At 45.1% G+C, this 11,824-nt stretch carries 10 protein-coding genes; 9 read left to right on the forward strand and 1 reads right to left on the reverse strand.

Annotated features, from left to right (window positions below; translation table 11 throughout):
• The 7 genes from Q1Q15_RS25000 to Q1Q15_RS25030 form a co-directional block, all read left to right on the forward strand.
• A partial coding sequence (locus Q1Q15_RS25000; protein WP_300465432.1) for a hypothetical protein occupies positions 1-356 on the forward strand: 356 nt, incomplete at its 5' end.
• Positions 357-608: 252 nt separating this feature from the next.
• Complete coding sequence (locus tag Q1Q15_RS25005) at positions 609-1,853, forward strand: phospholipase A (RefSeq protein ID WP_300465434.1); 1,245 nt, start codon at positions 609-611, stop codon at positions 1,851-1,853.
• 1,052 nt (positions 1,854-2,905) lie between these two features.
• Entirely contained in the window at positions 2,906-4,522 is a 1,617-nt protein-coding gene (locus tag Q1Q15_RS25010) for a L,D-transpeptidase family protein (RefSeq protein ID WP_300465436.1), read from the forward strand.
• On the forward strand, positions 4,519-5,106 hold the full coding sequence (locus Q1Q15_RS25015; protein ID WP_300465438.1) for a DUF882 domain-containing protein: 588 nt from the start codon (positions 4,519-4,521) through the stop codon (positions 5,104-5,106). The genes Q1Q15_RS25010 and Q1Q15_RS25015 overlap by 4 nt, the downstream gene beginning before the upstream one ends.
• Positions 5,107-5,183: 77 nt before the next feature.
• Positions 5,184-6,752: an ATP-binding protein gene (locus tag Q1Q15_RS25020; protein WP_300465441.1), complete on the forward strand. Its 1,569-nt coding sequence runs from the start codon at positions 5,184-5,186 to the stop codon at positions 6,750-6,752.
• 2 nt (positions 6,753-6,754) lie between these two features.
• Positions 6,755-8,101, forward strand: a complete 1,347-nt coding sequence (locus Q1Q15_RS25025; RefSeq protein WP_300465442.1) for a sigma-54 dependent transcriptional regulator — start codon at positions 6,755-6,757, stop codon at positions 8,099-8,101.
• Entirely contained in the window at positions 8,098-8,625 is a 528-nt protein-coding gene (locus tag Q1Q15_RS25030; protein ID WP_300465443.1) for an archaemetzincin family Zn-dependent metalloprotease, read from the forward strand. The genes Q1Q15_RS25025 and Q1Q15_RS25030 overlap by 4 nt, the downstream gene beginning before the upstream one ends.
• A gap of 5 nt (positions 8,626-8,630) precedes the next feature.
• Here Q1Q15_RS25030 and Q1Q15_RS25035 read toward each other — a convergent pair whose 3' ends face one another.
• On the reverse strand, positions 8,631-9,554 hold the full coding sequence (locus Q1Q15_RS25035; RefSeq protein ID WP_300465444.1) for a glycine cleavage system protein H: 924 nt from the start codon (positions 9,552-9,554) through the stop codon (positions 8,631-8,633).
• Positions 9,555-10,276: 722 nt separating this feature from the next.
• Here Q1Q15_RS25035 and Q1Q15_RS25040 point away from each other — a divergent pair.
• Both Q1Q15_RS25040 and Q1Q15_RS25045 read left to right on the forward strand, forming a co-directional pair.
• Entirely contained in the window at positions 10,277-10,453 is a 177-nt protein-coding gene (locus Q1Q15_RS25040) for a hypothetical protein (protein WP_300465446.1), read from the forward strand.
• Positions 10,420-10,491: a DUF3820 family protein gene (locus Q1Q15_RS25045; protein ID WP_300465448.1), complete on the forward strand. Its 72-nt coding sequence runs from the start codon at positions 10,420-10,422 to the stop codon at positions 10,489-10,491. The genes Q1Q15_RS25040 and Q1Q15_RS25045 overlap by 34 nt, the downstream gene beginning before the upstream one ends.
• Positions 10,492-11,824 lie beyond the last annotated feature (1,333 nt).

An 11,824-nucleotide genomic window follows, 5' to 3' on the forward strand; every position in this document is an offset into this window, starting at 1 on the left:
GTAAATGTGTCCTCATTGATTATGAAAAACTTGCCAAACTTTCCGGCTGTGACTCTTATATTTCATTTCAACACTTACACAAGAATCTAATAAGCAACGCCTTAGAAAACGATAAAAGCAAACGGGAAGCCTGGTGGAGTAAAGGCATTGCTGTAGGTGAAAAGCAATTCGTCACTGAAATAAAAAAAAACCTTGCGTCAAAAGCATTGGGGAGAAAAACACGATCCTTGAATGAGGGATACGAACTTCGGGAGGAAATATTGCTCTATAACGCTGATTTTGATGCTGAAAACGAAGAAATAGCCCCTGTTAATACATATAAATGGAACACATTCTCTACAATTTCAGGTCGTTAGTGTGGCCCGACCCCACCACACCACCACACAGGTCGTTAGTGTGGCCCGACCCCACCACACCTCGGGCGAGCCGGACGGCAGGGAGGTAGGGGGTCCACTAAATCATCGGTAACCATTCTGATCCTCCCCATGGAACTCAAATAAATCAAATGATTCTTGTTGCTTTTACCATAATTATTATTGTTATTTCTCATTATTCTAACTATGATTACTATTAGCAAGACAATATCAGATGTATAAAAAAGGTCAATTATGAGACATAATATTTTCCCTCAGCCGGTTGTTCATACTCACATAGTGTATCTACTGACACTGATACTGTTGTTCTGGGCCGCTATCAGCAGCGCTGATGATGGGGTGACCACCCTCCTGCGTTTTCCCCAGCTGAATATCCGTGCCGGGCAGCCAGTTCTGCTCAAAGCCTACTTTCACAACGAAAGTCCGAAGGCTACAGAATTTACTTTCCCGGACAGCCTCTCGCTACGTATCCAGGATGTTGGCGGGACAACAATATTAGTGACTGCGGTTGAGACCGACACTTCTGCTGCCGCAGTGTTACGGCCGGGAGAATTTTTGACCAAGGAGTACCGGGTTGTCCTGCCCGCCCTTTTCCAGGGGACGACGGAAATTTCCGCGGTTGATTCCCCAAAAACCGCCGTGCTGATTAATATTCTCCGTGAAGGATCTTCACCGGGACAGATGTTGGCCGGATCTGAGCAAGAAACCGGCAATGATGAATACCCGTCTCTAGAAAGTCTTTTTTCTCTCTATCAGCCCTACGCGGTAAACTTCTCTGCCTACAAGCCAATGTATTTTCTGGTCGGCACCGACCCGGAGAAAAGCAAGTTTCAGATCAGTTTCAAATATCGCCCGTTCAACCCGGCGGGTTCTTTGTCGCAGCGGTTCCCCGGCTTGAGCGGACTGAATTTTGCCTACACCCAGACATCATTCTGGGATCTTGCTTCCAGCTCAGCACCCTTTGAGGATACCAGCTACAAGCCGGAACTGTTTTTTCTGACCAAAAATTGGTCGACCCGTCCCAAGTGGATGCAGGGGCTATTTGTTCAAAGCGGCTTCCAGCACGAGTCGAACGGACGGGGAGGAGAGTTCTCGCGCAGCACCAATACCGCCTACATCAATCCAACATTAATTTTTTTTGATGCCGATTCGGAACTGGGACTGCAGATCAGTCCTAAGCTGTCAGCCTATTTCAATAACGATAATGACACCAACCCGGATCTTGCTGATTACCGTGGCAATGTATCGCTTGAGGTAAAGTTTGGCAAGGCGGATGGGATTGTCAGTTCCACACAGCTGCGCTTTGCCGAGCAGGGCCTGTCCGTTCAGACGGATTTAAGCTATCCGCTTTCAAAATTGCTAAAGAATAATTTTGATCTGTTTTTTCAAATCCAGTACTGTAATATGCTGGCCGAAAGCCTGATCAATTATAAGGCGCGTGATCAGTCGATGCGGATCGGTTTTTCCATCGTCCGCTGAGAGCAGGCATTTAAAACGATTCAATTGTAAGGGAAAAATGAAGACATACCTTATTTGCTTGTGTATCCTGATGGTCACTTTTCTATTCTGATCTGGCTTATGCCCTGTTAAAGCCCATGTCCGGCGCTTTTATACGCTATCTGTCCTGGACCATGACACCCACAGCAACTGCATTGCGGGGATCGGTTGGAGTGACGGCGGAAATACCGCAATACTTTTTTTAAAAAGAACAACTTTTTATTCATTCGCTGTTTTTTCTGCCTTTGATGAAGTCTCGGCTTCCATTACATCATAACTCAACTCTTTCGGACTTCAGCTTTAATGGGCCGGACCAAGCAAAACAACGTAACAATCTGTTAATATGGATAAAAAATTATGAATAATCCATTCATCAAAACTTGCTCGATTGATACTTGCAATCATTGTAAGATTCATACAAAAACAAATTGTAATTTCGAAATCGGTCAGTTACTGAAGTTTTATTTAATTTCTTTCCCGCCATTTATCATTGGTGGAATATTCATTTACATGATTTTTTGTCTCCAGACTCCGGTGCTGGCAGCTGCGCGATCTATCCTTAGCAGCCAAACAGGAGCTTGCGTGCCTTCCATCGGATGTAAAAAGGCCACGCCCGCTGAAAAGCAATGTTGCAGTCCATGAAAACAATCCCACTCCTTCCTGTAAAGGGGTGCAAAGTAGAAAATGTAGCTTGAAGGGCCGAATAACCACATCTCAAAAAATACTTTTTCTATAGACGTATTATACATCCTTGAGGTAGAATCATCTCTGATTAAAAATAAAGACAGAATCAATCAGTGGATAAATACAATTTTACAAGAGGCATCAAAACTTGACGATGATAAAGGCATTGAATTGCTACATACCTGTGGAGGAAAATGTTCACAGACATCTGCTCTTTTTGAAGATGTGCTTAAAATCAGGCGAGATTTCAAAAAAGAAGAAATAGAAGTATAAACCGATCTCAGTCAAAAAAATTACGGTAAGGCAGGCCGGTCAAAATGAAGGTTATGAACGTTTGTGGGATATTTCTGTTGCTGTGTTTATGGTTGCCTGCTGCAGATGGCAGCGCCGGTGAAAGAGATCTTGCCGAGGCTATGGCGGATCACCTCGCGTGCTATCCTGTGGAGCTCCTGAGTTTCAAGGAACAAAACCCCTCCATCGTCAGGGAGGATGTATGTCTTGCTGTCATTTACCATGAATCGGGCGCTGAACCATTGTGGGTTTCCGAGGATGGACCTGGGATGCGGGCAGGAATAATATTGAAATATTTAAAAAATGCGGGCAATGAGGGACTGGACCCTGATGACTATCAGGTGGAAACGATAGCGGATTTATGGACTGATCCGAACCTTGAATCTCTGGCAAAACTTGATACGCTCCTGACCTATAACATGGTGAAGTATGTCCATGATGTCAGCTATGGCCAGCTCAAACCCTACATAGTCAACCCGGAACTCTTTGCTGAAGCGGGAGAAAGAGGCTTTGATCCCCTGGCAATGATTGAAACAATCCTGGCGACAGAGAATCTCGATGCGTTTTTTCAGTCTTTGCCGCCCCATCACCGTCAATACAGAGGTCTGAGAAAAGGTCTTCTTCACTATGGCCGCCTGAAGTACAGCGGACAGTGGCAGATGCTGTCCGACAGCAAAAGCATCAGACCGGGAGATGAGGATGAGAGAATAGTTGCGATCAGAAAAAGAATTGCCCTGCTGGAAAATGCCAGCATGGAGGATTCAAAGACTGGCAATTCTTCGGTCTATGACGATACACTCCTGGAAAAGGTGGTTCTCTTTCAGCAGAACCATGGCCTGTATCAGGACGGCATCCTGGGCCGGAATACCATACGGGAGCTGAACATATCTCCAGAGGACCGGTTGACCCAGATAAAGGTTAATATGGCAAGGTGGCGCTGGCAGGATCATTCGCTGGGAGATAAATATATTCTGGTTAATATAGCAAACTACAGGCTCTATACCTACGCGGCAGGTGAGCTGGAATTCAGCCTGCCAGTGATTGTCGGTAAATTCCAGCATCAGACCCCGGTTTTCAGTGACAGGATCAAATATCTTGAGCTCAACCCCTACTGGAATGTGCCGCCCAGCATTGCCAGAAATGAAGACCTGCCGGAACTGAGGAAAAACCCCAACTACCTTGTCGAAAAAAACATTCGACTTTTTTCCAACTGGCAGGAAGACGGCGTTGAGCTCGATTCAACCGTCATCGACTGGGGCCGGGTCAGTCCCACTGAGATGGCAAGGTTTAAGCTGCGCCAGGATCCAGGGCCGACCAATGCACTTGGCAGGGTAAAATTTGTCTTTCCCAACCGATACGCCGTCTACCTTCATGATACCCCAGCAAAAAATTTATTTTCTGAGCAGAAACGATCATTCAGTCATGGGTGTATCCGGGTTTCAGAACCGGAGAAACTGGCGGTCTTTCTCCTGGATGCAGAGGGCAGTGAATGGAATAGCGCACGGGTTAATGATCTGATCAATCTGGGCAAGAGAACGGTGCTGAAAATCCATCCGCCGATCCATGTGCACATCACCTATCAAACAGCATGGGTTGACAAAGACGATCAAATTATCTTTAATGGGGATGTTTATGGAAGAGATGAGAAATTATATAAGGCACTGTTTATAAAATGAGGACGCGTTTTCCATTTTTAAAATCTATCTGCAGTCCTGGTGAAAACCACGGAAAAAAAATAAGCAGACGTTCTTTTTTACTGGCATCAGCCCAAATCGCAGCCGGGGTATTCGTCCCTTCAGCAGTTCTGGCGATACCTTCAGAACCGAGGCCATTGAGTTTCTATCACACCCATACCGGAGAAAGGATCTCGATAGATTATTCACCTGAGACCTATACCGATTCAGTGCGCAGGGCACTTGAATACTTTCTCCGGGATTTTCGCACCAGTGAGGTTCACCGCATTGACCGGCGTCTCCTTGACGTTCTTACCACCATTCAGCACTACTGCAAAAGTCATTCATGCTACGAGGTTATCTCCGGATACCGGTCGGCCAAAACCAATGCGTTCCTGCGCAAGAAGAGCAATGGCGTTGCAAAAAAAAGCTACCACATGCAGGGAAGAGCCATAGATATCAGGCTGGCGGGGCTCGATACAGAGGTTCTACGCGACATGGCCGTCAAATTTAACACGGGTGGCGTCGGTTTCTACCCTAAATCTGATTTTGTTCACATAGATACAGGCAGGAAGAGAACCTGGTAGATGTCCGCTACCGGCTATTCCGGATAGTGTCCCGCGATAATAGACCATTAAGGTCCAGTTGACTGGAGGGTGGTCAGATGGAGACGAAAACCAATACTCCCGGGAATCATGTAAATGAACCGTTTTCACTTAATATCGCCATTGTGGGTGGCGGCCGGACCTGCCGGTTTTTCCTTGAACTGATCAATAATGATCCCTTTCCCTTTTTCGATATCAAAATACTGGGGGTGTGCGATAAGAATGCCACCGCAGAGGGTATCCTGCTTGCCCAAAAAATGGGGATTTATACCACTGATAATTTCCATGATTTGCTGAATATCGAGCACCTTGACAGCGTCCTTGAGCTTACGGGAAGCCAGAATGTGCTCCTTGAAATCATCCGTTTGAAACCTAAGGGCGTCGGTGTCCTTGAGTACAATATCAGCAGAATACTGCGCAATCTCCTGGATACGAATCAGCAGCTGAAATCAACCGAAAAGAAACTTGTTGCTGAAAAAACGTTTTCCAGCTTACTGATCCAGCAGAGTACGGCTGCCATTGTCATCATCAATACGGACTTTACCATTGCCGATGTCAATGATGCCTATCTCAATACGGTAAAAAAAACAAAAGACACCGTTATCGGCGCCTATTGCTATGAAATTTCCCACTCGATAAAAGCCCCCTGTTCAAGCGCTTTTCCCGGCGTGAAATGTCCCATGCTGGAAACCTTAAGGTCGGGCAAGAATGCGCATGTGATCCATGACCATCCGGGTCCGGACGGTAAACGGATGTATTGCAACCTTACCACTTATCCAATTAAAAATGACGACGGAGAGGTAATACAGGTTATCGAGTTCTGGCGGGATATAACCGCTGAGTTCTCCGACAGGTGGAATAAGCGGGTTAAAGAATTCAAATCCGATATCCAAAAAATGGTCCAGGAAGACCGGATGATTTCTTTAGGGAAACTATCCGCTAGCTGTGCCCATGAAATCAACAACCCCATCCAGGGGCTTTTAACCTTTTGTGATTATATGCTGAATATTTTAAATGCCGGCCGCCCCGGGGATGATCACTTGAAAAAATTCAAAGATTACCTGTCACTCATGTCAACGGAACTGGAGCGCTGCGGGAGTATCGTTTCCGGGATGCTCTTCTTTGCCAGGGAATCCGGCCTGGAACATACGCATATTGATTTAAACGAAGTTTTAAATGCGGTTCTCTCCCTTACCCGGCATAAGCTGGAACTTGGGAATATCAAATTGACAACAGACCTCTACCCTGCCCCGCTAATGCTTGAAGGGGATATCAACCAGCTTCAGCAGTGTTTCCTGAACCTGATTTTTAATGCCAATGAATCAATGCCGGACGGTGGCGAACTGGTGGTTAGATCCTGGATGGATAAGGAATTGGAAAACGCATGTGTTGAAATCCGGGACACCGGGTACGGTATCCCGGAAAAGGTAAGAGATAACCTTTTCGATCCTTTTTTTACCACAAAGGAGGTCGGACAGGGTACGGGGCTGGGACTGTCCATTGTGCACGGCGTGGTCAAGACCCATAAGGGGACGATAAAAATCGACAGCCGGGAAGGAGAAGGCGCTGCATTCACACTGACTTTTCCTGTGATATCTTCGGTTGACCCTGATCCTGACGGAGGATAAGCATGGATAATAAAATTAGAATCATGATCGTGGATGATGAGCTGATTGTCCGGGAATCTCTTTTGACCTGGTTTAAAAAATACGGCCATGAAGTTGATACTGCCGCTTCCGGTTTAGACGCCCTGGAAAAACTTAAACACACGCCTTTTCAGGTAATGTTTGTGGATATTAAAATGCCCGGGATGGACGGACTTGAACTGCTGGAGCGAATAAAAGAGGATTACCCGGATATCATGGTGGTGATCATTACCGCCTACGGTTCCATTGAAAGTGCGGTAAAAGCCATGCGCACCGGTGCCAGCGACTATTTGCTTAAACCTTTCAAGCCGGACCAACTATCACTGGTGGTGGAAAGGATCATCCGCCAGCAGAAAATCACATCGGATTATCATTACTTAAAAGGACAACTGGAACAGATCACCCGGTTTGACAACATCATCGGTCAGTCAGCACCCATGAAAAAACTGTATGCATTAATCCCGGAAGTGGCGCAGAGTGATTCATCCATTTTGATCACCGGGGAAACCGGTACGGGAAAAGAACTGGTGGCAAAGGCCATCCATGCCAAAAGCCCAAGGGCAGCGCTCCCCTTTATTGCCATCAACTGCGGCGCACTGCCGGACACGCTCATGGAAAGTGAATTGTTCGGGCATAATAAAGGGGCGTTTACCGGGGCGGTACATGCCAGAAAAGGGTTTCTGGAAATAGTTTCCGGTGGCACGCTGTTTTTGGATGAAATCGGTGATATCAGTGCAAAAATGCAAGTAGATCTGCTCCGGGTGCTGGAAGACAAAAAGATGTTCAGCGTTGGCAGCAAAACACCTGTTGAAGTGGATTTTCGCCTTATTTCAGCCACCCGGCAGAACCTTGAGGACCGCATCATGAACGGGGTGTTTAGGGAAGATTTCTATTACCGCATTAACGTGATAAAAATCCAGTTACCAACCCTGCGGGAGCGGAAAGATGATATCCCTCTTCTAATGGGGCATTTTATGGAAAAATACAGCCATGAAACTACGAAAAATGTGGATAGGATCAAACCAGATGCCATCACGCTGTTGAAGTCTTACGACTGGCCGGGAAATGTCAGGGAACTGGAAAATGCCATTGAACGCGCCGTTGTGTTGAGTAAATCCCGGACCCTTGATGCCGGGGATTTTTCATTTCTGCGGCCGGCACGGGCAGCTGCACCTGCGGGACAGACATTAAAGGCGATACAAAAAGAATATATCCTTCAAACACTTGATGAACAGGACTGGCAAATTACCCGGTCGGCAGAAATCCTTGGTATAAACCGCGTGACGCTCCATAAAATCATTAAACGGGACAATTTAAAAAAACGCACATGAAACAACAGATCGGTGTGGTGCCGCTGGGAGAGGTTCCGGCGCTCGTGCTAAAGGTTATCGCAGCCAATATTACCGCTTTTTACAAGTGGCCGGCCGATGTCCTGCCCATGCGGCCCGTTCCTAAGTCCGCCTTTGATGACAGGCGGCTCAAGTATGATGCCGGTATCATCATCAACACGCTTGATGCATGGGATTTTAGCGATTATTCTAAAATTATCGGGGTGATGTCCCAGGATATTTTTATTCCTATTTTCAATCATGTTTACGGTCAAGCCGTTCAGGGCGGTAATCTCGCCCTGATTTCGCTGTTCAGGCTGAATAGGAACACAGACGGCTCATTACCACCGCCTTCCCTTTGTTACGAGAGGGCAGCCAAAGTGGCACTCCATGAACTTGGGCACCTGTTCAATCTTTTCCACTGTGATGAGAAAAAATGTGTCATGCACTTTTCCGGGGCCATTGACGATTTGGACAATATTCCCTTTTATCTTTGCCGGGACTGCGAAAGACGCATGACACCCTGACCCCCTTATTCCTTTCCGGTTCTCAAAAACGCCTTCACAAGACGGTCCCATCCGATCTCAGGGAAACTGCGGTATACATCATCCACCGGTTCACCGCCCGTGGCAGCCAGATCCATGTATTCAGGCCCGATCAGGCGTAAAAGTCTCTGGCTTTCCCGGTCTGTCCATTCAAGGCTTTCTTTTCCCAAAAAAAGTCCCCTGCGATTTCGCTTGGGCATATTTGGCTCAAGGACACACAGCCAGCCATCATGGTAAGGATCTTCATGAACGATTTCCGGGTGCTCCTGTGCTTTGATGTTGACGGCCAGAACAGTCCCGGTGATGGGTGACACTGCTGTGGCCTTCTTTTCCAAGCGGGAAAATGCCAAACCAGCATGACCTTTTTTCAAATTGGAGCCAATGCAGGGAATCGAGATTTCTGAAGGGGCACCAAAAAGCTTGACCATGAAATCGTCAAACCCGATGGTCACCCGTCCGCCATGCCCGAAGCGCGCCCAGGTATGTCCACTGTGATAGTAATAACCGTCGGCCAGGCAGTAACCAGATGCCAGTGTAACCGCCGGATTTTTGCTGAGCCCGTTCAAGTCTTCCTCGTCCAGCATCTGGTCATAGGCGCAGTGATAACATTCATAGTTCAGAATACAGACTTTTGCTTCATCAACGCGACCGGTCAGCACGTGACGACAGGGACGGGGATACCATTTGTAAATGGTTTTTAAGTTTTCTGCCAAACTTGAACCGGCTTTGTGGTAATTCATATGGCGGTTTGCCTTCATGGTTTTCTGCATGGCCTTATCAAACGGACAGGTTCTGCAGTCATACACATTGTCGCACAATTTGAAATTGACAATACCCGCTTTCATCCAGATACACTCGTTTTCAACAACTTGAAACCCTTTGACGATATTTTCCTGTTTTTGGGTTCTCATTTTACACCTCCTTTGTATTGTATGGATAGATGCGTTTAATTATGGATATTGCAAACCCGGTACCACTGAAAAGAAAAGGGACTGTATAAAACCTATTCCATTGAAATTTAAGGATTATCTTTTTTTCTGGTATAAAAAAATTTTAAAGGGCCATGCGCGGTTGACATACAAATGTTACTTTTTACTACACGACTGCCCCTACTTTTGACGATATAAATTCAAATGGTGCATGGATAGTCTGTCTTGGCAAATGTTGCCAAAAGCTACAGCCGTGTGATAATTTTTTACACAGAACCAAAAAATTAACAGCATACTATTTTATTTTTCGGGGAGGTGTTTCATATAAAAAAGACAGGCTGAAAAACACTTAGATCACAAACGCAAAAAGCCCTGACCCCGTCGATTAAAGCTAAAGTCCGAAAGTTGAATTAAGAATTAATCTGGCGGCGTTCTACTCTCCCAAATTACCAATCTGATTGCCACCATCGACGCTAAAGACCAAAACATAAAATCGGGCCTTCCGTGTTCGAGATGGTTACGGGTGTGACCTCTTTGCCATTGCCACCAGATTAAAATGGTCGGATACTGAACTTTTAAAGGGTGTTAATGGCTCTGGAAGGACTATTGCCATATTGCACCCGATACTCCATCAAATGGATAAATAATTCACTAACCATTTTTTTGTTGATCATCACATAATAATTTTCAAGGAGAGGTGAGTTTTGCCACTGACAAAAACTGATATTGTTGAACGAATTACCGAGAAGATCGATCTTAAACCAACAGAGGCAAAAGAGGCCTTGGAAGAACTTCTTGAAGCCCATATATTGTTTGGTTTTCACAAAAAGGATTTCCAGAAGGAAAGCTGGGCCAGATGTTACAGATGGTTTATGAAATAAAATTAAATGGTCTGGAATATCTTTTCAAACTGAAATGAAACTTTACACAGCGCAATATCGATATTCCGGTTCTGATCGATTGGATATTACAGTCAAGGGCAAAGATCCAGCAGGCCGTTTTTTCGCGCCAACCTGGAAAATGGTCATGGGGTCAAAAGAAGGGAAAATTTCTTGGGATAAATATCGGCAGATGTATCGAGGGCTGATGTAAAAATCTTATCTGGAGTATCGAAATATCTGGGATGAGATTTTAAGCCGGGATGAACTAACCCTTGTATGCTTTTGTAGAACTGGGTCTGATTGTCATCGGTATCTTTTGGCCGAGTATCTGGAAAAACTTGGAGCAGAATATATGGGAGAAAGGGTTCAGTGACATCTGAAAGAGATTGGTCAGTATATCTGTTTAAACAGAAAAAGCCGAATCATAATGAAAGATGCTCAATCCACCCTGAAAAAACCTGAAAAGATAAAAATGAATTCATAGCTCTTGCCACCATGAAAATGCCATTCGCCTGTTCTGGATAAATACTTTATGAGGTGTTATATAAAGACCTCTAAACTCTATTTATATTATTGATTTTATTCGATTTACACTCTTTTTAGGGTTGTTGTGATAAAAATTGTGTATGGGTCAAAATCAATGGCCTTAAACGCGAGATTTAGGGCCTTAATCAGGCATGTTTTTGAGTGGGCACCGATCATATACAATCCATAAAATCCAGATCTGGTAGTTCCACTGGCCTTATCCGGCAAGAAGATTAAGGATTTATCCAGGGACAAACTTCATAAAATAAAATCTTTTTCGGAATTCTTGCCCAAACGAAATCTGTAGGGACCCTTCCTATCTTGTTGGGGAAGGTGTTTCATCGGCGAAACACTTTATATTTGGTTTCAATGGACACACGCCGGTAAAACCCCACCCTCAGCCACTACATGCTGTGGCAATGATCATTTTGATAAAAGGCTGGACTTTGAATACAAGTCGTCGCCCCGGGAATTTTAATTCCAGTCACTACTGACAAAAGAAGTCAACGCCTTTGTGGTAAAGGCTTGCAGCGACTATAGATAGACTTATGTTGTGAGCGGCTCTAACCACCTGATTTTTAAAAGGATTTTAACTCTTGGCTATGCAAATGAATATTTCCATTAAATTCAACAACTTATAAGTGATTTCAAGATTTTTTAAAACAACTCGCAACATAATATTTTGTTTTACTACGTAGGTCACCGTGTCTGAGCCAGGCTGTTAAGCAGCGCGCTAAATTAAACAAATGAAGTACGAAATTTTCAAAATAAATTGACCATTCTGAAAAAATATCAGATTAAATGAGACTCAGGATAGGGTCTTTTTTTATGAAAAAAATAGGCGGA

Source organism: Desulfobacula sp., from assembly GCF_030145145.1.
Lineage (GTDB): Bacteria > Desulfobacterota > Desulfobacteria > Desulfobacterales > Desulfobacteraceae > Desulfobacula.

What these genes read in the sequence shown, in the direction of transcription:
- Q1Q15_RS25005 (WP_300465434.1), top strand. Translation starts at nt 609, where the DNA reads ATGAGACATAATATTTTCCCTCAGCCGGTTGTTCATACTCACATAGTG.
- Q1Q15_RS25015 (WP_300465438.1), top strand. Translation starts at nt 4,519, where the DNA reads ATGAGGACGCGTTTTCCATTTTTAAAATCTATCTGCAGTCCTGGTGAA.
- Q1Q15_RS25020 (WP_300465441.1), top strand. Translation starts at nt 5,184, where the DNA reads ATGGAGACGAAAACCAATACTCCCGGGAATCATGTAAATGAACCGTTT.
- Q1Q15_RS25025 (WP_300465442.1), top strand. Translation starts at nt 6,755, where the DNA reads ATGGATAATAAAATTAGAATCATGATCGTGGATGATGAGCTGATTGTC.
- Q1Q15_RS25030 (WP_300465443.1), top strand. Translation starts at nt 8,098, where the DNA reads ATGAAACAACAGATCGGTGTGGTGCCGCTGGGAGAGGTTCCGGCGCTC.
- Q1Q15_RS25035 (WP_300465444.1), bottom strand. Translation starts at nt 9,554, where the DNA reads ATGAGAACCCAAAAACAGGAAAATATCGTCAAAGGGTTTCAAGTTGTT.